At 39.2% G+C, this 23,595-nt stretch carries 19 protein-coding genes; 10 read left to right on the top strand and 9 right to left on the bottom strand.

Annotated features, from left to right (window positions below):
• Positions 1-84 precede the first annotated feature (84 nt).
• Entirely contained in the window at positions 85-2,901 is a 2,817-nt protein-coding gene (locus GQR47_RS10885) for a PD40 domain-containing protein (RefSeq protein WP_024596093.1), read from the top strand.
• Positions 2,902-2,917: 16 nt separating this feature from the next.
• Here GQR47_RS10885 and GQR47_RS10880 read toward each other — a convergent pair whose 3' ends face one another.
• Complete coding sequence (locus GQR47_RS10880) at positions 2,918-4,078, bottom strand: tetratricopeptide repeat protein (protein WP_024596092.1); 1,161 nt, start codon at positions 4,076-4,078, stop codon at positions 2,918-2,920.
• Positions 4,079-4,127: 49 nt separating this feature from the next.
• Positions 4,128-5,261: a PepSY-associated TM helix domain-containing protein gene (locus GQR47_RS10875; RefSeq protein ID WP_154903803.1), complete on the bottom strand. Its 1,134-nt coding sequence runs from the start codon at positions 5,259-5,261 to the stop codon at positions 4,128-4,130.
• A 290-nt stretch (positions 5,262-5,551) separates the two neighbouring features.
• Between GQR47_RS10875 and GQR47_RS10870 the strand changes: the two genes are divergently transcribed.
• From GQR47_RS10870 to GQR47_RS10855, 4 genes are all read left to right on the top strand, one after another.
• Positions 5,552-6,166: a PQ-loop repeat-containing protein gene (locus GQR47_RS10870; protein WP_033013459.1), complete on the top strand. Its 615-nt coding sequence runs from the start codon at positions 5,552-5,554 to the stop codon at positions 6,164-6,166.
• Positions 6,167-6,236: 70 nt separating this feature from the next.
• On the top strand, positions 6,237-7,061 hold the full coding sequence (locus GQR47_RS10865; protein ID WP_024596841.1) for a hypothetical protein: 825 nt from the start codon (positions 6,237-6,239) through the stop codon (positions 7,059-7,061).
• Entirely contained in the window at positions 7,058-7,531 is a 474-nt protein-coding gene (locus GQR47_RS10860) for a pilin (protein WP_154903804.1), read from the top strand. The genes GQR47_RS10865 and GQR47_RS10860 overlap by 4 nt, the downstream gene beginning before the upstream one ends.
• A 19-nt stretch (positions 7,532-7,550) precedes the next feature.
• Positions 7,551-8,339 carry a PhzF family phenazine biosynthesis protein gene (locus GQR47_RS10855; protein WP_024595580.1) on the top strand — a complete coding sequence of 263 codons (789 nt, stop codon included), beginning with the start codon at positions 7,551-7,553 and terminating at the stop codon, positions 8,337-8,339.
• Positions 8,340-8,406: 67 nt separating this feature from the next.
• Here GQR47_RS10855 and GQR47_RS10850 read toward each other — a convergent pair whose 3' ends face one another.
• The gene (locus tag GQR47_RS10850) at positions 8,407-10,914 is read right to left on the bottom strand and encodes a zinc-dependent metalloprotease (RefSeq protein WP_024595581.1); all 2,508 of its coding nucleotides are present in this window, start codon (positions 10,912-10,914) and stop codon (positions 8,407-8,409) included.
• 156 nt (positions 10,915-11,070) lie between these two features.
• Between GQR47_RS10850 and GQR47_RS20590 the strand changes: the two genes are divergently transcribed.
• The 3 genes from GQR47_RS20590 to GQR47_RS10840 are packed head-to-tail and all read left to right on the top strand — an operon-like array spanning position 11,071 to position 15,551.
• Positions 11,071-11,196: a hypothetical protein gene (locus tag GQR47_RS20590; RefSeq protein ID WP_259395782.1), complete on the top strand. Its 126-nt coding sequence runs from the start codon at positions 11,071-11,073 to the stop codon at positions 11,194-11,196.
• 6 nt (positions 11,197-11,202) lie between these two features.
• Positions 11,203-12,381 (top strand): efflux RND transporter periplasmic adaptor subunit, encoded by a 1,179-nt coding sequence (locus GQR47_RS10845; protein ID WP_024595582.1) that lies wholly within the window; start codon positions 11,203-11,205, stop codon positions 12,379-12,381.
• A 14-nt stretch (positions 12,382-12,395) separates the two neighbouring features.
• Positions 12,396-15,551 carry an efflux RND transporter permease subunit gene (locus GQR47_RS10840; protein ID WP_024595583.1) on the top strand — a complete coding sequence of 1,052 codons (3,156 nt, stop codon included), beginning with the start codon at positions 12,396-12,398 and terminating at the stop codon, positions 15,549-15,551.
• Positions 15,552-15,664: 113 nt separating this feature from the next.
• On the opposite strand, the gene GQR47_RS10835 is transcribed toward GQR47_RS10840, so the two are convergent.
• Together GQR47_RS10835 and GQR47_RS10830 are read right to left on the bottom strand one after the other, a co-directional pair.
• On the bottom strand, positions 15,665-16,117 hold the full coding sequence (locus GQR47_RS10835; protein WP_024595584.1) for a cytochrome c: 453 nt from the start codon (positions 16,115-16,117) through the stop codon (positions 15,665-15,667).
• A 92-nt stretch (positions 16,118-16,209) separates the two neighbouring features.
• The gene (locus tag GQR47_RS10830) at positions 16,210-16,680 is read right to left on the bottom strand and encodes a DUF2721 domain-containing protein (protein ID WP_007377300.1); all 471 of its coding nucleotides are present in this window, start codon (positions 16,678-16,680) and stop codon (positions 16,210-16,212) included.
• A 190-nt stretch (positions 16,681-16,870) separates the two neighbouring features.
• Here GQR47_RS10830 and GQR47_RS10825 point away from each other — a divergent pair, with 190 nt between their 5' ends.
• Positions 16,871-19,045, top strand: a complete 2,175-nt coding sequence (locus GQR47_RS10825) for an oligopeptidase B (RefSeq protein ID WP_024595585.1) — start codon at positions 16,871-16,873, stop codon at positions 19,043-19,045.
• A gap of 43 nt (positions 19,046-19,088) precedes the next feature.
• Here GQR47_RS10825 and GQR47_RS10820 read toward each other — a convergent pair whose 3' ends face one another.
• From GQR47_RS10820 to GQR47_RS10805, 4 genes are all read right to left on the bottom strand, one after another.
• A complete protein-coding gene (locus GQR47_RS10820; RefSeq protein WP_024595586.1) occupies positions 19,089-20,576 on the bottom strand; it encodes a HAMP domain-containing sensor histidine kinase in 1,488 nt (495 codons plus the stop codon).
• Positions 20,577-20,586: 10 nt separating this feature from the next.
• Positions 20,587-21,312, bottom strand: coding sequence for a response regulator transcription factor (locus GQR47_RS10815; RefSeq protein WP_024595587.1), 726 nt, complete (start codon positions 21,310-21,312; stop codon positions 20,587-20,589).
• Between the two features lie 62 nt (positions 21,313-21,374).
• Positions 21,375-22,109, bottom strand: coding sequence for a spondin domain-containing protein (locus tag GQR47_RS10810; RefSeq protein ID WP_024607274.1), 735 nt, complete (start codon positions 22,107-22,109; stop codon positions 21,375-21,377).
• 10 nt (positions 22,110-22,119) lie between these two features.
• Positions 22,120-22,821 carry a spondin domain-containing protein gene (locus GQR47_RS10805; RefSeq protein ID WP_154903805.1) on the bottom strand — a complete coding sequence of 234 codons (702 nt, stop codon included), beginning with the start codon at positions 22,819-22,821 and terminating at the stop codon, positions 22,120-22,122.
• Between the two features lie 185 nt (positions 22,822-23,006).
• Between GQR47_RS10805 and GQR47_RS10800 the strand changes: the two genes are divergently transcribed.
• Positions 23,007-23,372, top strand: coding sequence for a DUF4870 domain-containing protein (locus tag GQR47_RS10800; protein ID WP_024595771.1), 366 nt, complete (start codon positions 23,007-23,009; stop codon positions 23,370-23,372).
• Positions 23,373-23,595: the final 223 nt, after the last annotated feature.

Below are 23,595 nucleotides of genomic sequence, written 5' to 3'. Positions count from 1 at the left end.
ATGTTTTATTACATTTTCTTACTGCCCATGAAAGACATTTAATAATACCCTAGATGGTATTAAGGAATTATTTTAGGGACGCTCATGAAAAAAACACTTATCGCATCAGCTTTATTACTAGCAGCACCGATCTTTGCAGCCGATTGGCAAACTATTCATACCGAACATTTCAACATTCACTACAGTGTTGAGCATGCTGATTTTGCTAAATCAACTGCAGCAGAGCTTGAAATAGTACGCACCAAAGTGCTTGAGCAGCAAAACCGAGCACTTGATAAAACAGTTGATGTAGTGGTGTTTGATCCCCTAAATGCGGCAAATGGCTTTGCGCTACCTACCTCAAATAATCCTGTAATGGCACTTTTTACAACCCCACCACAATCCGACACCGTTATATCAAACAGCTCTGGCTGGCAGCAGTTGCTTGTGTTGCATGAATATATTCACTTAGTGCACTTAGCACAGCCTACACGCAATCACTGGCAGCAGAAAGTACGTGGTATATGGGATTTATACGACTTAACCTACAGTGATACGCCGCGCTGGGTAGCCGAAGGTTATGCCACATTGATTGAGTCTAAAATGACGGGGCGTGGACGTTTGTTTGATAACTACTCAGAGTCAATACTGCGAGAATTTGCTCAGCAAGGTGCTTTGCCAACCTATGGGCAATTAAATGGCGAGCAGGGCTTTATGGGCGGCTCAATGGCGTATTTAATGGGTAGTCGCTTTTTAAATTGGCTAGAGCAAAACTATTCAGAGCAAACACTCGATAGTGTTTGGACGCGAATGCAAGGCGTAAAAACGCGTGATTTTGATGAGGCATTTAGCGGTGTGTTTGGGCAAAGTGCAGCCAAGCTATATCGCCGATTTATAGCTGAATATACCTATAAAGCAATGCAAATAGAGCAAGGGGAGGTGTTACTTAATAGTGAACTTTGGCTTGAGCTTAACTTATATGCAAGTAACCCAGCACTTTCAAAAGATGGTAGTAAGATTGCGATTGTTGAGCGAGATAAAGAGAGTAATACCAAGCTTGTAATTTATAGCACGGACGACAACATAAAGGCGCAAGAAGAGTTTACTAAAGCGCAAAAAGAGCTACTCGAAAACGATGCACAAGACATCCCCGATACAGCGCCAAGTGTGTTTAAGCGCGAACAAAAACAAGTGCTTAATCAAATTAATCGAGCCGGTATTGCAAACCCGCAATGGGTAAATAACACAACGTTGTATTTTAATGCGTACAGCAATGAAGAGTCGGGTATTTATAACAAAGTGTCTGACATATTTAGCTATAACACTGACACTGGATATATCACACAGCTTACCAAACTTGCTGGTATACGACGATTTAGCGTAACCAGTAACGGTGATACCTTGTATGGCGAGCAAATAAGAGATGGCTACTCTGAATTAGTAAAGGTTGATCTCAATACGCAAACCACCACACCATTATTTACAAAAAGCCTTGAGACAACTTACGATTACCCAATACTCAGTCCTGATGAAACTAAATTAGCTTATTTATCAACGTCATTAAATGAAAATTGGCAATTGTATATACAAGGTATAAACGGCGAACAACAGCTGTCAGTACCTATGCCAAACGGGTATCAATATTTAAGTCAGCCTAGCTTTAGCCATAATGGCGAGTCACTTTACTTTGTTGCAGGCTTAAATAGCGCTACTGATATTTATAACTACAACATAGAGAGTAAAAAACTCACCAAGTTAACCCAAGGGCAGGAAGCCGTTGCCCACCCGATTGAAATGGCCGATGGCTCGTTACTCTATTTTTCGATAACCGCAGATGGGCCAAATGTAAAAACATTGCCAAAAGCTATAAACAGCACTGTAGTTACTGAATTTTCGGCTAATAAAAAAGCACCGCTGCTCATTGTAAACGAACATACGCTTCCAAAAGCTAAAATATATACGCATCAAACAACGCAGCAAACAAATTACAACGTGCTCGAGCAGCACGCTACTTTTGCACTAGGGACGCAGTATTATTCGGCTTCTACCAGTTTGTTAGATTTAAGCATTAAAAGTAGCGATTTATTAAAACAGCTCGACTTGCAAGCGGGATATAGCACTGATTTACACGATGGAGCACTGCACGGTGGTTATGTGCAGGCAAAATATAATGCGCTTGATGTAAAACTGAAACTTGCACTGTTTGACTATAATTTAAATACATCGCGCCAGTATGAGCAAAGTCTAAATGCAGATATGGATGCCCGTGGTGGTTTTGCTGCAATAAGTTACCCTGTTAAATTTGGGCAGCTAAGTTTAACGCCGGAGCTTGCCTACAATTACACTGATTATAAACAACACCATAAAAATTGGACGCGCTTAGGCGTTGCCCAAAGTTGGCAATATGATCGTCAAGACTTTGTGATAGGCCAAAGCCTTTATGCAAGTTGGTACGATGGCAGTAGTAAAAGTAATAGTTGGCAAGGTTACGATTTAGTCGCCAAAATTTTTGGTAAAGCGTTTGGTATTCCTCTTTATGCAAATTTTTCTCAAAAACAACGTGATGACAGCAGCCTTGCATTAGGTGGCTTTAGCTCAAATCTTATTAATCAGCAGCAAGATAGTGAATATGTACTTTCATCTGAGCTGCCTTTTTATAGCGCAGCTGCAAAGCGCTATCAAGGTTACGGTGGCGGCTTTAGCTTTAAAGAAGGCATGCCGTGGCTTTATTACAAGCAGCATCAACTCGACGGCACCGTATATGCACAAAGTTACGGGATAAAACACCAAGGTGATTTTAGTTTTGGAATGGGGCCTGCTGGTATAAATGACTTAATATTTAATATGGGACTGTCGCGAGTAGAAGGCGACAGTTTTGAGGATGAAATGCGAGCGTGGCTGAGCTTTTATTATTCGCTATAAATATTAATTGGCTAAGTTACTTATCCATCTGCAAGGATAGTAACTTAGCTTGATATACATCGATTTTTTGGTTATCACGTTCTAGTTCGATAGCTTTCTCAAGCAAGGTTTGTGTTTGTTTAATATTACCTTGTTGATAGCGAACTTTTGCGAGTTCCAAGTATAACTCAGCAATGTAAGGCGCTTTAGTAATAGCTTGCTCAAGGTGTGCTTTAGCCTGATGAGCATGGCCAGCTTGTAAGTTGTTTTTAGCGATTACTAGTAATTCATATGGGTCTTTTTCTTTATTAACTAATTGTGACGTGAGCTCTTTAACAAGCTCTTTGTCGCCTAATTTTTTAGCTAAAAGCTGATAGTTGCTGATTAAATTAATGCTTATTTCATTATTACTAAGTGCTGTTTGATAGATATTTTTAGCGCTTTGTAAATCACCTGCCCGACGATGCAAAACGCCCGCTATATTAAATAATTCAGGATCATTGGGAGTGTATTTGTTTGCTTGTAGAATAAGTGAGTAAGCAATATCCAGCTGTTTGTCTGCTAGCGCTGTTGCAGCTAAATTACTGTAAAACTTAGAAACTAAATCGTTATAATCTGCACTGCTTGAATAAAAGCTGCGACGGGTAGGAAAGTAGTCGATTAATGTGCCAGCTCTGAAAAATTCAACAATATTATCATCTTTTTTCTCTACTTTTGGGGCGTATACTCTTGTTCTAAAGTGGCTTGCTACATAAACAACATTATTTTCTTTTGCGTATACAGGCTGACTTGTTACTTCTTGAAAGCTCGTTTCTAATCCGAGAGCTTGTGCATAGCTTTGTGTTAAAACAGCTAAGCTAATGCAGTTGCCTTGCGAAAGTTTTAAGGCTTGGGCTGAAGTAAGTGTATCGCCGTGGTATTTAAAGTTAGCTAAGTTGCTTTCGAGGTAGTTGTAAATAATGCGGTCATGACGGATTTCAGACTGTTTTTGTTTTTCGGCATAGGCTAAAAATTTTTCTTTTTCAGCATTTGGCAGCTCGAAAATACTGTACTCAGAAGGAGTGTCGAGTTTATTAAACAAAGAATGGTTTAATAGTTGTTCAAGCTCTATTTGTTGTTCTACTTGGTGAACCTTGGTTGTGTTACATCCAACTAAATATAAAAAAGTAATACAGACTGCTATTTTATAAAACATCATAAACCCACTCCATTGTTAAATTTTACATTACAATGTGGTGGGTTTTTAATCAAGCACTTGCTGTACTGCGTTTACTTGAGCGATTTTTTTGTGATTGTTTTTTACGTTTACGGCGGGTAAACCACAAGTAAAAACCAGTACCTGCTAGCCACACTGGGCTCAAACCAATTACGCACCACAGTATTTTACTTATTAGCCCTGCAAAGTAGCCAAAATGAAGTTTTCTAAAGCTATCAATTACTTGCCAGCCAACGCCTACTTCGCGAATATCCCAGTTAGTTAAATGTTCGCCTGTATGCTTATCGTAGCTAACCGTATTAGCGTATTCGCTCGCAAGCGGGTTATTTGTATCGACTTCGCCGAATAAGGTGATATTTTCGTCAGGCTCGAGTGGCATAACTAAAAACGTACCATTAAAAGTGGGTATTTGCTTTTTACTGTCATCGAGTATGTGTTGAAACGAAATATCGCTACTGTGCAAGTTTTTGGTTAGTACAAAGTGCTCTTCCTCAGCGTGTTCAATAACTTCGTGATACCACACCGCCCAGTTAAAGTAGCCACCTGTAATAGCTAAAATAATAATGATGGGCGACCCTATCACCCCAGTCATTTTATGAATGTCGCTAAGTACAATTTGCAGTGTTGCACGCCAGCGCACACTAAATAGGCGCTGCCAAAATTTACGATAAATAATAAGTCCTGTAATACCTAATACCAATAAAAACAGAGCAAAAAAGAAGCCTAGTACTGTGCCTGTTTGCCCTGGCAGGTTTTTAAAGTCGTTAAGTAAAAAGGTGTAATGCAGTTCTAAAAACCAATCAGTAAAATAATGGCTGGTACCAACAGGCTCTGACAAAATGTCACCCGTATACTGGTTTAAATGAAACTTATACCATTGCTCTGTCCCGCGTTTAACTAAGTAAACCCGATCAGCAGTATCATCGTTAAATATCTCCCAACTACCTACTACATACTCAGGGTAAGCAAGCTCTGTTTTTGCGATTAATTTGTCGATTGGCATGCGCTCTGGCAGTGCTTTTACAACATAGTGACTGCTTGGCATAAGTAAGCCATCTATTTCACTTTTAAAAACTAATACGCTCCCTGTAATACTAATAACAACCAAGGGAATGAGAGCTATAAGAGCGATCCAACTGTGAATTTTAAAAAGAGTTTTTCTCATAGATAGTTTTATATATTGCAGTTAATGACTTGCGCATGATAACAACTATCATTTTCATTTAATAGCTTGTGAGTAGGTTTCCTATTAAATAAGTAAACCGTGAACTTAATTCTACGGTTTTTGTATACCTAGCTTGCCAGTACCTAAAATAAGAATGTCTTATTTAGTTGAGTTAAATTTACGCGGCTCTACAATGCCGCGCTCATAGTAAAAGCCTTTTAAAAACAGATGTTTATTAAATGTTTTTATTTCTGTTTTTAATTAACATTTATATAACGAGCGAGGTTGCTTTGGCGCATTATTTGCCTATATTGTCTTCTTTTATTTTGGTTTTTAGTTTTTTACCATTACTAAACAAAATTCGAAAAAATCGTAGTGTCTCTGGTTTGTCACTATTAATGATGACATTTGGATTAGCACAAAGCCTTTATTTTATAACCTACAATATTTTCTTTGAGCGCTATTATATTGCGTTACCATTTATTGTAACCGGTGCGTTAAGCGGGCTTATTTTATATTTTTTTGCACGTTTCAATGCAGCTAAACGAGAACGTGTACAGCTGGTTACTATGCTAGGTTTTTCGTTACTGCCTTTTTCACTGCTTTTAAATTCAAGCCTTGATACTGCAACGGTATTAAGCGCTTTAACGTATGTTGGTCTTGTGATGAGTTCGGTACGTGTTATGCCGCAAACTTATAAAACATTGCGTACGGGTAATGTGAGTAATTTAAGCGCGCGATACTTTAGCTTGCAGTTTATTGCTGGTATTTGCGGCTTAGTTGTTGAGCTTACAACAGTTGCTCCAAGCACGGCGCACTTACTTATGTTTATTATGCTATTGCTTACCAATGCTGTGCAATTTGGTTGTATGCAATATTATAGAATGCGACCTGTAATGGCTTAAAAACAAGCTACTTAAGTTCCTATTTAACCTAATTTATGGCAAATTACTTTATCTAACAAAAGGATAAAGTATGAATTGGAATCAGTTTGGGTATATATGCCGTGTTAATAGCTCTAAAACACTAAGTACAGAGCAAAAAGATGAGCTAAGTACACAGTCCCATTTAAATATGTATGCCAATAGCGGGTCGCATAGTAAATTAGCGCATAATCTGGTGACGCAAATTGCATCTCAAGATGAAGCAACATCGCAAAAGCAAGCTGTGTATTATCAATGTTTACCGGAATTAGTTAACGAATTTAAGTTTGAGCACAAGGGCTGGCTTAGTTACTTAACCATTGTATTTGTTATTTATGTTTTATCCTCTTTGTTGTATCAGTCTTTTGTTGTGCCTACTTTTGTAGAGATATATAGCAAGCATACTATTTCTTTAAATCATGTATTTGATGATTATTTTACGTACTGGTATGTGCCAATTATTTTACTCGTTTTATTGCTGAGTGTTATTTTTACCGTTATTTTAAAGCTAAAAAATGTAAGTGCTCTCACAGAGCTAAAGCCTTTTTCGGGTTTATTTAAATTTCTTATTCCTCGTCAATTAATTAATGAGTATAACTCTTTAATTACCACGCTATTATTTCCAAGTAATCATAAAAAGGGTGTTAAAGCCTCTACACCTCAAACCCAGCACTTAGCTCAATGCGAGCTGCTAGGTTTAGAAACCCAAGAAGAATTTAAAGTGTTATTAAAGCAGCAGCTAAAGTTACTTAATACACATATTAAAAGCTTTATAAGTAAGCTCGTTATTGTTTATGGTTTGGTCATTGTTGTGTCTATTTGCTTATTTGTGAAAGCTGCTTATCAACCACTATTTATGCTAGGAGAAGTGCTATGAGAACAAAAGGATTTACGTTAATAGAGTTGATGGTGGTGGTGTCTATTATTGGTATTTTAGCTGCGGTTGCGCTACCTCAGTACAGTAAGTATATACAACGAGCAGAACTTGTTGACCCACTTGCAATGGCTGCTGCCATTAGAGAAGACGTTACGGTTTATTATCTTGAAAACAGGCGTTTTCCAGCAAGTAATGAACAAGCAGGTGTGCCAGCAAGTAAATTTTTGATTGGCAATCGGGTAACGGGTATTACAGTTGATAATGGTGCTATTCATATTAGCTTGGGTAATAAAGCTTCACAGCTTTTGAAAAATACAGTTTTAACATTCAGACCGGCTGTTGTAACGGGAAGCCCTACAAGCCCAATTGCGTGGTTATGTGGGTTTGACGAGCCGGTGACTGGCATGCAAGCGGTTGGCGAAAATAAAACAACAGTACCAAAAGAAATTTTACCTTCAGCGTGTATATAAAATAGTTTGGGGAATTAAAATGCAATTAGCTATTCATCAAATTGATGCGTTTACGAATGAGTTATTTAAAGGTAACTATGCGGCAGTGATCCCACTAGAATCGTGGTTAAGTGACGATTTAATGCTAAAGATTGGCGCTGAGAATAACGTATCTGAAACTGCTTTTACCTACCAGCAAGACGATGGAAGTTTTGTTATTCGCTGGTTTTCGCCGTTGATGGAAATCGACTTTTGTGGTCACGCCACACTTGCGGCTGCCTATGTTTTATGTGAAGAGCATAACATATCGCAAATTCGCTTTGTTGCTGATGCGGTGGGCGAGCTAATCGTTAATAGAAACGCTGATGGCAGCTTTGCAATGACCTTTCCTAAACAAGCACCGGTTGAAGTGCAAAATGTACCGCAGCAATTGCTTGATGGCTTGTCTATACAACCGATTAAAGTGCTTAAAAATCGCCAAGCTTACTTTGCTATTTATGAAAATGCCGATCAAATACTTGAATTAAAAACTAGCTCAGAGCTTTTAAAAACGCTTTATCCACTTGATGTAGTGGCTACAGCACCTAGTGATGATTACGATTTTATATCTCGTTATTTTTGGCCTGCAAGCGGTGGCGATGAAGATTATGTAACGGGCTCAATTCATACTGGCTTGGCACCTTACTGGGCGCAGCAATTGGATAAAACTACGTTAAGTGCTTATCAGGCTTCAAGCAGAGGCGGGCATTTAATTTGCAAAGTGGATGATACAACCGTCACTTTGACCGGGCATGCTGTAAGGTATTTAAAAGGCACTATTTATATTTGAGCTGTGAATTAAGTTATAAAAAAGGCCACGTAAATCGTGGCCTTGGTTTACTCAATTAGTAGAGGTATTATGCTTCTAGCGCTTTTGCAATTAAGCGATCAATATATTTTTTATGCGCTTTAGTTGCTGTATCTGCACCCCAAGCAACACTGGTATCGGCTATTTGAGTTAGCTGATATAACGCGGCTGTTTTAGCCAAGTTATCGTATTTGCTTGCTTTGCCAAGACCTGCAATTGCAATTAACTGGTTAACATACTCAATTTGTAAGTTGTGACTAATAGAGTTTGCGTCTTTGCTTTTCACGAAAATGCTGGCGGTTAAATCTTCCATAAACTGAGTTAGGCTATATTCGTTACCGTACAGAGCTGTGTCAGAAATACGCAGTAATACCGCTGGGTGTAATAGCTGTGCAAGTACAGACTTTTGCATCCCTAAAATCATTTGGTGTGCTTTAGGGTCTTCATTTTTGCCGTAGTGATTAAAGCCACGACGTTGCAGCTGTAAGTAGCTATAAAGAGGTTGCATATTTTGTAGTACATCTGGCGCAAATACAAACTTGGCAAGTATATCCATTGCTTGTGTTTGACGCTCAAGCGATACCGGTGTAAATGGTTTATCTGCATTTGTATCACCCACTACAGCGCGCTCAACGTATACGCCACCAATCTGGCGAGAAACCACACCTGCTTGAGCTCGGTACTGACCAAATAAGCTATTAGCAGAGGTAACAAGCTGTTGGTAAGACTCACCTTTAACCGTTGCTTTATCTTTTAGCTCAGTAAATAGTTTATTAATTAGTGCCATACGATCTGCGCCATAGGCAGCAGGGTTTGATGACAAATCACCAATCATTACACGTGGATCGATATGGCGACCTGGTGCGCGCATATCGTCTGCATCGTTACCAAAGGCAAGGGCATGTTCACTTGAACGAGCAAGTATTTTTTCAAGTCGAGCTTGCTCAGCAGCTTCATCTGCAAGCGCTACGCTGTACCCATAGTTAATTGCCCAATCATCGTAAGGACCAGGTTTTGTTTGAAAAATATCACCTTGCTGCATACCAATTGGGGCAATGTTAGCGGGTGCATAATCCATAACAGAACCGGTTACTATGCCTTGTGTTTTGTTTTTATCGTGTACTTCTTTTTCATCCCACAAAATTGATGATTTCATATTATGGTTAAGACCTAAAGTATGGCCAACTTCGTGAAGTACCAATTGCGTTAGACCTTGGCGAAGCATTTCTTTATCTTCAATTTTGTCGCCGCTAGCAAGGCCTTTGGCAAGCATTAGATTTTGTTGAATCTCATGCCCAAGAGAGCAATTTAGCTCGCCGGTATTTGTTGTTTCACCGTGGCTCATTGTTCCTTGTGTGAAAAGTGTGTCGTAAATCCAGCGGTTTTTCATAAATACAAACTCAAGCATAATGTCTGAGCCCAGTATTTCGCCTGTTAATGGGTTAGCAAGTGCTGGCCCGTATCCGCCAAATGGAGGCTTAGGTGACGAAGTCCAACGCAGTACGTTGTAATTGATATCGCCCGCATCCCAGTCTGCATCATCTGGTTGTACTTTTACCTCTAAGGCATTTTTAAAGCCGGCTTTTTCAAAAGAGGTATTCCACGTTAAAACAGCGTCACGAATAGTATCGCGCCATTCAATGGGTGTGGTGTTTTCTATCCACCAAGTAATCGGTTTTACTGGCTCTGAAAGCGCTGCACTTGGGTCTTTCTTTTGTAAGTCCCAGCGTTTTATAACATCTTGATAAGGTGCCCAATCGGTAGATGTCATTTGATCAAATTGATTTGTAAAATAACCAATGCGCGCATCATCCATACGTGGTACGTAGTTATTGCTAGGTAGAGCGACAAACGAGTGCTGAACTTTTACCGATACGCTACGCGGGTCGCTTACTGCATTTGAGCCACGTACCGTTGGGCTTGGGTTAGTAAATACGTAATCAACAACTACGTCTAAGTTATTAGGATATGGACGTTGTTTAATAATGCGTGATTTTTTATCGTCTAGTTTACCTACTTTAAAGCGTTTTTTAGCGTTTTTATCTGCTGGATTTGGCGTAGGTGATACTTTATGAAGTGCTTCGCTTAAAAATAACTTATTTACATTAAATGCTATTTTACCGTCTTCTTCTTTTTCTATTTTAATGCTCGCAAGTACCGCTTCACTAATATTGGCATCACTCGCTTTTGAAATTGCACTGCTTTCGTCAAATTTGTAGCGAGGTGTTTTGCTAATAATATCGATACGGTCAAAGTATTTTCTAAATTCAATTAATTTAGTTTCGCGGTACGAACCACGATAATGGCCTGCATCTGTAACGCCATCGACAGTGTGCGCAAAATACACAAACGGCGTATTGAGTTGGGATTCGTTAATCACCATAAGGTGCTTACCGGTTTTTTCGTCTTGATAAAGGCTAAATATACCGGCAAATTCGGTTTGTCCTTTGATCATTTCGCTAAGTGTTTTTGACTCTTTTTCGTCTTTTTTATCGGCTGCAAATGCATGGCTGCCAAACGCTAAGCTAAGCGCAAGGGTGATGGTCGTTAATTTCATTTTGAGACTTTTAATATTTGTTAATTTAATTGGACTGTACGTAAATTAATTTAATTTCGCACATCTTCGCGATGAAATTTAAGTGTTTAACGCTAATAAACTGATATTAATGAATAAAAGTTTGTAACAAAATATAACGAATGAGGTGAGCTGCATGTGAAGTTATATTCTATAGCCCTAAATAGCAGCGGTTTATATGTATTTGCAACAGTTGCTTACAAATGTCACCTTAATGTTTCATATGGCTCTGGTATTATGGCGTTAATAGAATTTTGGGGATAATAGGATATGCAAACAAATTCACTTAGATGGGTTTTTCCATTTGTGGCGCTCATTGTTGGTGTTGTTGGCTTTATGGGAATCAATGCCATTGCAAAAGATCCAGAAAAAAAAGAAGTAATTGATACTCGTCCAACAGTGCAAGTTGAGCCAGTGATTGCAAACGATCACCAAGTTATTATTAATAGCTACGGTGAAGTAAAGCCTCTTGAAAATACACTGCTCTCGGCGCAGGTGTCGGGCGAGGTGTTAAGTTGGCATCCTAATTTTGTAGCCGGTGGCATAGTTGCTCGCGGTGAAACCTTATTCACTATCGAAAAAGACAACTATGAAGCAGCAGTACTTGTTGCAGAGGCCGAGCTTGCTCGCGCACAAGCGGGTTTAATAGAGGAACAAGCTCAAGCTCAAGTAGCCGAAGACGAAGCCAAGCGCTTTCCAAGTAAAGCGCGCACAGATTTATTTTTACGTAAACCTCAAGTGCTCAGTGCACAAGCATCTGTTAAGTCGGCGCAAGCTGCATTAAAGCGCGCGCAACGTGATTTGGATAATTGTGATGTTACAGCCCCTTACGACGCATTGGTTATTAGTCGAAATATAGGTGTTGGACAATTTGTCACTATGGGTTCGCAAGTTGCTGAACTCAATAATATTGAGACCGCTGAAGTGATTATTCCTATAGCAGGGTTCGATAGCGTTTTTTTGCCAGAGCGTATTAAAGGTATTACCGCAACGATTATTCAAAAAGGCCTAAACAGCTTCACCCGTGAAGGTGTAATTGACCGCGACCTAGGGATTGTTGATAACGCTACGCGTATGAGCAGTTTAGTAGTGCGTATAGAAGACCCATACGGTCTTAAGAATATACAACCAGCCATTAAGTTTGGTAGCTACGTACAGGTAAATTTTGCAGGTGCAATGCTCAATAATATTTACCGCTTACCGCAAGAGTTAGTTAATAACAAAACCGTATGGATCGTTAATGAAGAGCAGCAACTTGAGCCGCGCAAAGTCACAGTTATTCGTGAAGAGGGTGAGTACTTTTACATCAGTGATGGTTTGCAAGCAGATGATAAGTTGGTGATTACTTTGCCAGAATATCCGCAAAAAGGCATGGCTGTAAAAATTGCGGGCCTTCAAAATACTAAAAATACAGAGGCACTTGAAAATGCTTCCACTGAAAAATTATAAAGGTAGGCTGAGTTATGAGTAACACTGAACTACCAAATACAGCGCCTAACGCTGAAAAACAAACCGGTATTATTGCTTACTTCGCTAATAACTCCGTTGCTGCCAACCTAATGATGATTTTTATTGTGGTGATGGGAATTATTAGCTTTCTAAATATCCAACGCCAAATGTTTCCTAATGTAGAGATTAACTACATTAATATTGAAGCTAACTACCCCGGCGCTTCACCACAAGAAATAGAAGAAAGCATACTTATAAAAATTGAAGAGTCGCTAAAAGATGTGACCGAAATTAAAAAAGGTGTGTACAGGGCATTTAGAAATGGCGGTAGAGCAAGTCTTGAAATTAATACTGATGTAGAGCTGACCGATATACTCGATAAAGTTAAATTACGGGTTGATGGTATAGCAACGTTCCCTGCCGGTATGGAACCGGTCACCATAAGTCAAGTTGAGTTTAGGCAAGATGTTATAGGTATGACACTCGTTGCCGACATACCGCTAACTGAGCTTAAGCCTATAGCAAACCAAATAGAAGATGAGTTACTACAGCTATCTAACGTGTCGTTAGTGGTAAACGATGTTCCTCTTGATGAAATAGCAATTGAAATCGAACCCGATACGCTGCGTCAGTATAACCTAACCCTTAGTGATGTAATGAATGCAGTGCGTCGTTACTCAGCTAACTTTTCGGCGGGGCAGCTAAAAACAGACGCAGGTGTTATTTCTGTTCGCGTCGAAAATCAGTTTTACTCTGGTGAAGAATTTAGGCAAATACCGGTAAAAATAGGGGCTAATGGCGCTAAAGTGTTACTGCAAGATATTGCCGTGATTAAAGATCAGTTCACTGAAGGTGAGCGTTACTTTAAATTCAATGGTGAAAATGCAGTTTATATATCGGTAAAAGCGACTGAAGAGCAAAGTATTATCCCAGTTGCTGATTCAGTAAAAGCATTTATAGAATTAAAAAACAAAGAGCTACCACTGGGGGTTCGTTTAGAGCCACTAATGGATTTTACGTATTACCTAAATGCCCGCTTAGACATGATGGTTACAAACCTCATTCAGGGCGCTATTTTGGTTGCAATTATGCTATCAATCTTTTTACGCTTTAAGTTGGCATTATGGGTGATGATTGGTTTGCCAGTGTGCTTTTTGGGCGCAATGATGATGATGCCATTGTTTGGTGTAACCATTAATATTTTATCACTTTTTGCCTTTATTATGGTGCTAGGGATTGTGGTGGACGACGCCATTGTCATTGGCGAAAGTGCCTACACCGAAATAGAAAAAAAAGGCGGTGGTGTTGTTAATGTGATTAATGGCGCAAAACGCGTAGCAACCCCTGCAACTTTTGGTGTACTAACTACCATTGCAGTATTTGCTCCGTTTACGTTATCTACAGGCCCAGAAAGTGCCTTCTTTTATGGTATAGCAGTGGTGGTAATGTTGTGTTTAGTTTTTAGTTTGATTGAATCAAAGTTGATACTGCCAGCCCATATTGCTCACACTCATTTTTCACCAATAAAAGAGGGTGGCTGGCGCGATCGGTTTAATACGCGATTTTTTGGTTTTGTAAATGGCCCATATAAACGCTTTGTTATACGTTGTGTTGAATGGCGTTGGTCAGTGTTATTTTCATTTATTGCTCTATTAATCGTAACCTTTGCTTTAATCTCATCAAATCAAGTTCGTACCGGGTTTATGCCAAAAATCCCGCATGACTACCCGCAAATAAATCTAGAAATGAATGACAATGTATCTGACATACAAACAATAAATGCTATTCGTGAAATAGAAGCGATGGTGATTGCGATTGATGAAGATACCGAACGCAAATATGGTCAAAAACTCATAAGAGATATTTTAGTATTTAACCAAGGGCGAACTGAAGCACAAGTGCTTGTTCCCCTTGTTGATGAAAGTATAAGGCCTTATAACGCGTTTGAATTATCACGACGTTGGCGCGAGGCGATGCCCGATATTGCCGGTGTTAAATCATTAACCATTTATGATGATGTAAATGGAGGGAGCAGTGACGGCGAATTTGGTTATTTATTATATGGCTCTGATATTGATACATTAAATAATGCAGGACGTCGTTTTATAGAGTTGCTGCAACAGCAAGAAGGTTTGTTTGATATTAGCTCAACAATAGATCCTGCAAGTAAAGAAGTGCAAATGAGCCTAAAACCGGTCGCTTACGACTTAGGTTTAGACTTAGCTTCTATTGCAAATCAAGTTGGGGCAAGCTTTTACGGTGGTGAGGCTCAACGTGTTATTCGCCGAGGCGAGGAAGTACGTGTAATGGTGCGTTACCCTAAACTGACTCGAGAGGCATTTTCGTCACTTAAGCATGCGGTTGTTACTACCCCGCAGGGCCGTGAAGTACTGCTTGGTGATGTAGTTGAACTTACTGAAACACCAGGTATTAGTTATATCCGCCGTGAAGGGGGATATCGTACTGTGTATGTTTATGGAAACATAGATGAAGAAGTGATTGAGCCAAACGAAGTTGTAGATCAAATTAAAGAAAAGCTACTACCACAACTCAAAGAAGAGTATCCAAGTGTTAAGTCAGAACTAGGTGGCGCCATTGAAGAGCAACAAGATCAGGCTAATCAGCAGAAGATGTTTTTCTTCGGCGGTATGATTTTGGTGTATATTTTATTAGCCGTACCCCTTAAGAGTTATGCGCAACCACTTATTGTTATGTCGGTGATTCCATTTAGCTTAACGGGAGCAATATGGGGGCATTACTGGTTTGGTTTGGATATAACTTTAATGTCTGGCTTTGGTATTATTGCAGCAGCAGGGGTGGTTATAAACGACTCACTCGTTATGACCGATTATGTGAATCAAGCCCGTAAAACAGGTGTTAGTATTAAAAATGCTGTAATAGATGCCGGTTGTGCTCGATTCAGACCTATATTACTTACTTCAATTACTACATTTGCAGGTGTATTGCCCATTATGTTTGAAACAAGCCTGCAGGCTAAGTTTGTAATACCTATGGCGGTAGCGCTTGGTTTTGCAGTGATGTTTGCAACATTAATAACACTTATATTAGTGCCATGCTTGTACATTATATTAAGTGATATTGGTAAGGTGTTTACACGCATTTTGGGTGGGATTAGGACTGTATTTAAACGTCGCCCGCAGAAGGTTTAGCTCAATAAATAACATACGGGCTTAAATGCCGGGTACAAAAAGCACTGAATGATTAACCATTCAGTGCTTTTTATCATTTGTTGTTACTACATTAAGTATTAAAACAACAATAATTAATCTTTAAATTGCTTATGGCAATCTTTACAGCCTTTAGCCCATGCGCCAAAAGCTTTACCAATTACGGCCTTATCGCCTGATTGAGCCGCTACTGCTAGCTCATCTGCGTATTGTTGGAATGCAGTTGCTTTTTTCATAAAAGTATCGTTTTCAGACCAAACAGCAGCAAGTGCAGCTGTGTCGCCTTTATCTGTTCCTTCATAAAACGCTTCCCATGGCATTTTTGAAAGTGCAGCTGCGTTGTTAGCACGCTTTTTAAATTGCTCTGCGTCAAAAGGTACTTTACCTTTTAGCATTGCGCCCATGTCACCAATTTGTACTGAGATCATTGAAAATGCTGCTTGGCGGTATTCAATCGCGTCACTTGGCTCTTTAAATGCAGAATTTGCCGATACGCTAAATGCACACGTTGCCAGTGCTATTGTTGCTAATACTTTTTTTAATTTCATGTTTGCCCCTGTTGAAAATTGTAATTCTTAATTCGGTATCTTGTATCTAACATCGTATTTATTCAAGTGAATACGATAGATTTAACTAAAACTTAATCGTTTATATCAATATCTGCAAATATCATCCCGCGACGCATGCTTCTAGTTGCTAAGAATACCTCACCAAGTAACGACATAAATGCACATATGAGTAATGCCATTGCTGCTACAAAACAACAAGCAATAGTCACGCCTAAGTTTATAGATTGAATGTGCGATAAAAATAACAACATAACCACAGCGCATACAAGTAATGCGCTTAATACACTTAAACTAAAAGCAATATGAATACATCGAGAACGCTTTAAAAGAGCGCGCAGCTCTGTAGCGAGTGATTTATTAAAGTCCTCGTCAGTACTTACTTTTAATCTGCGTTCTAACTGACGTGCCCTATCGGTAATACGTGCCAAACGATTAGATAAAACACCTAAAGTAGCGGCAATACCCGTGATCAAGAATACTGGGGCAACAGCTGTTTGAATTACTTTAGCCATAGTTAAAATATTTATTACTTCGTTATTCATTCCTACCCTTAATCAGTTGAGCTTGAAAATGACTTATATATCTACAGAGTACCTGATGTAGGCTTATTAAGAAAAGAGGAATTACGTTGATTTACTTTACATAGCTTCACAAAGTAAATCACAACACAGGTTATTTTTAGGTATATTTAATTACTTAATAAAAAATAAAAACCAACAAGGACTTTGACTGATGAAACGTACTCCATTCGCACTTGCTGCATTATCGCTAGCTATTTTAAGTGGCTGTAATCAAGCCCCTGAAGAAACCAAAAAAAATAATACACAAGTTAAAACGGTTCAAGTAGCCCAAGCTATTGCCCCAGTTGCTAAAAAAGTGCCTCATGAGATGACTATTCATGGTGACACACGTGTAGATAATTACTATTGGTTACGTGATGACGAACGTAAAGCGCCAGAGGTGATTAACTATTTAGAAGCTGAAAATACATACACAGATGCAATGCTTGCACATACCAAAACGCTGCAAAGTGAATTGTTTGAAGAGCTAAAAGGGCGTATCCAAAAAGACGATGATTCAGTCCCAGTTAAAAACGGTGATTATTTTTACTCAACGCAAACACGCGGCGATAACGAGTACACTACTTACTTACGCAGCAGCGATTTTGCAGGTACCGAACAGCAAGTTATTTTAGATGTAAATGAGCTTGCGAAAGGCCATGATTATTATGCAGTAAGTGGCTTAAATGTAAGCCCGAATGGCAATTTAATGGCTTATGGGGAAGATACTGTTAGCCGTCGTATTTATAGTATAAAAATAAAAGATTTAACAACCGGTAAATTACTCGAAGATACACTTGAGGGCACCAACGGCGGTATAGTTTGGGCAAACGATAATAAAACGGTTTATTACATTAAAAAAGATTTACAAACTTTATTAGGTTATCAAGTTTATCGTCATACATTAGGTACACCACAAGCTGATGATGAGCTAATTTACGAAGAAACTGATACCAGTTACTACATGGGTATGAGTAAAAGCAAAGATGAGTCAGAAATTTATATTTGGCACAGCAGCACAGCAGCATCAGGCGTATCGGTACTAAGTGCTGATGATGCTAAGGCAATGCCTAAACGCTTAATTGAGCGCGAAGCAGGGCTTGAATATGAAATTTCGAAGCTAGGAAATACTTACTACATTGTAACTAACTTAGATGCTGTAAATTTTCAGCTGATGAAAGTGGATATTGATAAAGCTGGTGACAAAGCAAATTGGCAAAGTGTGATCCCAGCGCGCGATGATATTAAGCTCGAAGGCATTGATTTATTTAATGACTACTTAGTTTACCAAGAGCGTGAAATGGGCCAATCAAAGTTGATTGCGCGTGATTTAAAAACAGGTAAAGAGTTACCACTGAGCTTTAACGATAGCGCTTATACAATTGGTACTTATGGTAATAACGATATAGATAGCAGCACATTACGTGTTTACTACACAAGCATGACTACACCTGGTTCATCGTACGATGTAGATTTAGCAACTGGCGATAAAAAATTACTTAAACAGCAAGCTGTATTAGGTGATTTTGATGCTGATAATTACGCCTCAGAGCGTATTTTTGTAACAGCACGTGATGGCATAAAAGTACCGGTAAGCTTAGTTTATCGAAAAGATGCGTTTAAAAAAGATGGTACTAACCCGCTACTGCAATATGGTTACGGCTCTTATGGCGCAACCATGGACCCTACTTTTTCAAGCACGCGTTTGAGTTTACTTGACCGTGGCTTTGTATTTGCAATTGCCCATGTACGTGGCTCGCAAATGCTAGGTCGTCCTTGGTACGAAGACGGCAAGCTACTCACTAAAAAGAATACGTTTAATGACTTTGTTGATGTAACTAAAGCATTGGTTTCTCAAAAGTATGGCGCAAAAGATGAAATATTTGCGTTAGGTGGTAGTGCTGGTGGCTTATTAATGGGCGCAGTAGCAAACCAAGCGCCTGAGCTTTATAAAGGCATGGTTGCTGCGGTACCGTTTGTAGATGTAGTAACAACGATGCTTGATGCAAGCATACCACTTACAACAAATGAATACGGCGAATGGGGTAATCCGAACGAAAAAGCGTATTACGATTACATGCTATCTTACTCGCCATACGACCAAGTATCTAAGCAAGCATATCCTAATATGTTAGTAACGACTGGCTTGCACGATTCACAAGTTCAATACTTTGAGCCTGCAAAATGGGTTGCTAAGCTGCGTGACTATAAAACTGATGACAATAAGTTACTGTTTAAAATAGATATGGAAGCAGGGCACGGTGGTGCATCAGGTCGCTTTAAACGCTTAGAAGATACCGCGCTAAACTATGCATTTATGCTTGATTTAGCGGGTATTAAAAAGTAATTAATTTATATATTTAAATAGATTTAACTCAATAAGGTGCTTTTTAAGAAAGCACCTTATTTTGTGGTAAATTAAAGCTAAACATAGTGCCTTTACCAATTTCACTTTGTACGTAAATTTCACTATCCATCAGTTTTAATAAACCTCTGCAAATGGCCAATCCTAAACCACCTTGCTGGCGCCCTTCTTTATTAGAATTACTTGCTTGGTAGTGCGGGTCAAAAATAGCATTCAGCTCATCTTCTTTTATACCTACGCCTGTGTCTGATACATGCACAAATAGTTGATTATCGTCACTGCGTTTTACATGTACTGCAATGCTGCCGCCGCGAGGGGTATGCCTAATTGCATTATCAATTAAGTTACTTAACACGCGCTCTAATTTAGCTATATCGGCAACCACAGGAAAGTCACAAATCGAAGGTTCTACCGACAAACTAATGCCTTTTTTATCAACGGCTAAACTAAATTTTGCCATGCAATCGTAAATAAGCTCACCTAAATTAAAGGTTTCTTTATTTATACTTATTTCGCCATTTTCTAAGTGAGCAAGTTCAAATATTTGCTCTATGAGTAGCTTTAATTGCCCACAATTATTAATCGATACCTGTAAGTATTCTTGTTGTTCTTTTTGACTTAATTGCTCACCTGACTGATTTAAAACTTCTAAAAACCCCTGCAGTGAAGCAAGTGGGGTGCGTAGGTCGTGCGATAAGTGAGTCAGTAACTCTTTGCGTTGCTTATCGCCTTGCTCAAGTGCTTTAAACTGCTCGTTAATACGGGTAAGCATGGCTTGAATACTTCGCTCTAAACTATGCACTTCGTTACTTTTTTGCGTTGAGTAGTTACTTAGCTTGGTGTCGGTAAGGCTGTAGTTAGCGGCTTCAATATTACTAACATCGCGGGCTAAGCGCTGAATTGGGTTGGTAAAAAAGCGTAGCAAAATTAGCATCGCAATAAATAAAAATGCGAGTGCAGAGCCAAGCCATAAAGCGGCTAGCCATAACTTATCATTATTTTTTACTGTACTTAGTGAGGTGTCGTAAGCCTCACCACCAATAATTACATATAAATAGCCTTGTAGCTTATCTTGATTAAATACTGGCGCGGCTGAAAATATTTTTTGTTGCTCTTTATTACGAGGATTATCACCATAGATAGGTGCAGCGCTTGGGTCGTTAATCAGCCTTTTTAAAGGCGTTAAACTAATATGCGTGCGTTTAACTTTACCCGGCTTTGCTGAGTAAGTAAGAATTTTTCCGGTTTCGTCTACAAAATAAAATTCAAACGCAGGGCCTAATAACATCAAGGTATGAAAGAGGTTTTCAAGCGCTTTATAGTCGTAAACACCTTCTTTTATTAATGGGTTATCTTGTACTAAATGCTCGGCAAGCGCCAAATGTAAATTTTGCTCAGCATGATGTTTTGAGGTGAGTTCTAATTGCTTGCTCCAGCCGTAAACTAGGGCGCAAATAAAACAAAAAATGACAACTAGCGATATAGCTAATTTTTGATACAAAGATAATTTCATAATAGGTGTCTTAATTGAGTTGGCTAGGGTTTAGTTTGTAACCAACCCCCCAAACTGTTTCGATGATAGGCGCTTGTTGGTGTTCTTCTAGCTTGGCACGTAAGCGGTTTATATGTGAATTAACCGTGTGCTCGTAACCACTGTGTTGGTAACCCCATACTTTATCGAGTAACTGCTGACGGCTAAAAACATGATTAGGATGGCGTGCAAAGTAAACGAGTAAATCAAATTCGGTGGCGGTAAGGTTAAGGGCTTGCTTGCCTAAATACACTTGGTGCGAACTAAATTCTATATTGAGTGAGCCTACATTTAGTGTTTGTTCGCTATCAACGGGGGAGTTGTCGTTGTTTTGGCCTGCGAGTAGTTGTGATCTGTGGCGTAATTGGGTTTTGACTCTGGCTTGTAATTCGCGTGCAAAAAAGGGTTTACAAATATAATCATCGGCGCCCATTTCAAGGCCAATAACTCTGTCCATATCGCTACTCAGCGCGGTGAGTAAAATAACGGAGGTAGTAGGGTAATGCTCTTTTATTTTTCGGCATAAGCTCAAACCATCCATTTGGGGTAAGTTTATATCGAGTAAAATAAGTCCGTAGGGATGCTTAGCTATTTTTTTTAAAGCTAGTTCTGCGCTTACAACATGATCAACATGTAAGTTAAGCGACGTTAGCTGCGTGGTAATTAACTTACCTATTTCTCTGTCATCTTCTACTACTAATATTTTTTCGTGACGCATGTATAACCTCGTAAAAAGGGGGGCATCCGTGCTCCCTTACTTCCCCATTACAAGCTGGAACGTTACTGCGTGCGCGTAATTACTATTTTCGATACTGGGTTATCAAACTTATGTTCAACACCAAGTGCTGATGTAGATAATCCATCTTGATTTGAAACAATGCCTGGATGCATCGTTATTATATCGGCTGTATCGTCACGTATTTCGTTAAACCCTTCACCGCTAGCGGCAGGACCTGGCACAGTTTCAGCTGTTTCTGTATTTGCTTCCGTACCCGCATCATAAGCAGTCGTAGTGCGTGATAACGAACCGCCAACTTCTAATGTTGATACATCTAAAGAACTAAGACCGGTAAAAGCATCATTTGTATTCCCAAGCATGGCAGCAAATGACAAATTAAGCGTTTCTTGCTCTTCAACAGTAATGATTACTGTGGTGGTTTCACCAGGGCCAATAGCGCCTTCAGCTGAAACTGCAGCAAGTGCACTTTCGTAGCTGAGGTATTCTTCATTTGCACCGCTTTCTGCAAGCATTTCTAAGCCAACAGAAGCTGTTGTACCGAAGGTCCAAGGTGCTTCATCTTCAAAAGCAATGACAGAGAGTGGTGACAAAGGCTGTCCTGCAGTTAAGTTACTAAAAGTAATAGTAAACTCACTGATCACAGGTTCTACAACAATTGGCTCAACAACGACCGGCTCTTCAACAACTGGGTCGTTATCATTATCGCTACACGCTGCAAGTGTGGTTGCAAGTGCAAGCACTAGTAGACTTTTTTTAAGGTTGTTAGCAGATGACATAATCATGCTCCTACTTAACTGTAACGGTTAATTGTGCTACTGGGTTTAACCATCTGTGTACTGTATTACTTAAATCGCTATTACCCGCTTCTAAATCGTCATCACCTAAGCTACCCGGGTGAATATGAATGTTAGTGTTTGTATCACCACTTAATACACCTGTACCGCCAGTGCCAGCGTCGCCACCTGGAGCAGCAGGAATACCCGGAGTACCTGGTGCGCCAGAGCCTTCAACTACAAGCTCATTGTTTTGTTCTGTGCCTGCATCGTAAGCATTTAAATTAATTGTGTAAGTACCCGCTTCTGTTGGGATTTTCCAGCTGTTTAAGCCTACAAAGCCATCATTAGTTGGTAGCATCATTGCAGTTAAAGATAGGTACTCATTACCGTCAGTCGTGCTCAGTGTTGCCGTTGTAGATGCGGCTGGTGCAAGTAAACCTTCAGCTGGGTTTGCAGCCATATCACTACCCGCAGCAGTTGCTTGTGCAACTAACTCTTCAATATTGCCGCCTTCAGCCATTGTTTGTAGTGCTGTAGATGCTTGCGTTGCTACTTCAAACAGTGTGTCTTCGCTGTTGTGTGCTGTAATTAACAGTGGAGTAAAGTGAATACCTTTGGTTAAGTTAGTTACTTTTAGGTCTAATTCTGCGGCCATAGTCGATTGGCTAGCTGCCGCTAAAAGAATTGCGATTGTTAATGTAGAAGTTTTCATTATTATTTCCTGTAAGTGATGATTCGAGTTGAGTATTGAATAATCGTCTCCAGAAACTCTCACAAACTTATCACTTTTTTATCACAAGATTTCACGCTGTGATTTTTAAACATAAATACGTTGGTTGATTTGTAGACATTTGTTTAGTTAAGAGGCAACATACATAAAACAAAAAGGAGAGTGTTATGGAAGAAAATCAGCAGGTTGAACCAGTTAATAAAGATGACCGTACGTGGGCTATGTTATGCCATTTAAGTGCGCTTGCTGGGTTTGTTGTGCCGTTTGGCTCAATAATTGGGCCATTAATTGTGTGGTTAATTAAAAGAGATGAAATGCCAATTGTTGATGTGCATGGTAAAAAGGCGCTTAACTTTCAAATAACGATGGCAATTGCATATGTAGTTTGTTTTGTGCTGATGTTTGTAGCAGTCGGCTTAATATTACTACCTATAGTGGCAATTTTTGGGTTTGTAATGGTTGTAATGGCAAGTATTAAAGCTAATGAAGGTAAAGAGTTTAATTACCCGTTTAGTTTAAATTTGATAAAATAAACACACAGTTTATTTTTATACCAATTGCATTAAATTAGTGACCTATTATAGCGATAAGAAAATAGCTCAATAACAAGGCTAAAATTATGATACATAGTTGTTCTATATAAATAATTTTTAACGTAGTTAGTGAGTTATTTAATACGCTAGAATGATCATGTTTTTAATAAAATTGGTATTATAAACCCAGCTATAGGCTGGGTTTTTACGTTTAGCCATAAGG

Origin of the sequence: Pseudoalteromonas sp. Z1A2, from assembly GCF_011378755.1 — a bacterium.
GTDB classification, from domain to species: domain Bacteria; phylum Pseudomonadota; class Gammaproteobacteria; order Enterobacterales; family Alteromonadaceae; genus Pseudoalteromonas; species Pseudoalteromonas distincta.
Note: the sequence above shows the minus strand (reverse complement) of the source record. Positions and strands in the feature narration are given on the sequence as shown.

Bases quoted from the DNA above. Each gene is read 5' to 3' on its own strand.
- GQR47_RS10885 (WP_024596093.1), top strand. From the start codon at position 85: ATGAAAAAAACACTTATCGCATCAGCTTTATTACTAGCAGCACCGATC.
- GQR47_RS10880 (WP_024596092.1), bottom strand. From the start codon at position 4,078: ATGATGTTTTATAAAATAGCAGTCTGTATTACTTTTTTATATTTAGTT.
- GQR47_RS10875 (WP_154903803.1), bottom strand. From the start codon at position 5,261: ATGAGAAAAACTCTTTTTAAAATTCACAGTTGGATCGCTCTTATAGCT.
- GQR47_RS10865 (WP_024596841.1), top strand. From the start codon at position 6,237: ATGAATTGGAATCAGTTTGGGTATATATGCCGTGTTAATAGCTCTAAA.
- GQR47_RS10860 (WP_154903804.1), top strand. From the start codon at position 7,058: ATGAGAACAAAAGGATTTACGTTAATAGAGTTGATGGTGGTGGTGTCT.
- GQR47_RS10855 (WP_024595580.1), top strand. From the start codon at position 7,551: ATGCAATTAGCTATTCATCAAATTGATGCGTTTACGAATGAGTTATTT.
- GQR47_RS10850 (WP_024595581.1), bottom strand. From the start codon at position 10,914: ATGAAATTAACGACCATCACCCTTGCGCTTAGCTTAGCGTTTGGCAGC.
- GQR47_RS10845 (WP_024595582.1), top strand. From the start codon at position 11,203: ATGCAAACAAATTCACTTAGATGGGTTTTTCCATTTGTGGCGCTCATT.
- GQR47_RS10840 (WP_024595583.1), top strand. From the start codon at position 12,396: ATGAGTAACACTGAACTACCAAATACAGCGCCTAACGCTGAAAAACAA.
- GQR47_RS10835 (WP_024595584.1), bottom strand. From the start codon at position 16,117: ATGAAATTAAAAAAAGTATTAGCAACAATAGCACTGGCAACGTGTGCA.
- GQR47_RS10830 (WP_007377300.1), bottom strand. From the start codon at position 16,680: ATGAATAACGAAGTAATAAATATTTTAACTATGGCTAAAGTAATTCAA.
- GQR47_RS10825 (WP_024595585.1), top strand. From the start codon at position 16,871: ATGAAACGTACTCCATTCGCACTTGCTGCATTATCGCTAGCTATTTTA.
- GQR47_RS10820 (WP_024595586.1), bottom strand. From the start codon at position 20,576: ATGAAATTATCTTTGTATCAAAAATTAGCTATATCGCTAGTTGTCATT.
- GQR47_RS10815 (WP_024595587.1), bottom strand. From the start codon at position 21,312: ATGCGTCACGAAAAAATATTAGTAGTAGAAGATGACAGAGAAATAGGT.
- GQR47_RS10810 (WP_024607274.1), bottom strand. From the start codon at position 22,109: ATGTCATCTGCTAACAACCTTAAAAAAAGTCTACTAGTGCTTGCACTT.
- GQR47_RS10805 (WP_154903805.1), bottom strand. From the start codon at position 22,821: ATGAAAACTTCTACATTAACAATCGCAATTCTTTTAGCGGCAGCTAGC.
- GQR47_RS10800 (WP_024595771.1), top strand. From the start codon at position 23,007: ATGGAAGAAAATCAGCAGGTTGAACCAGTTAATAAAGATGACCGTACG.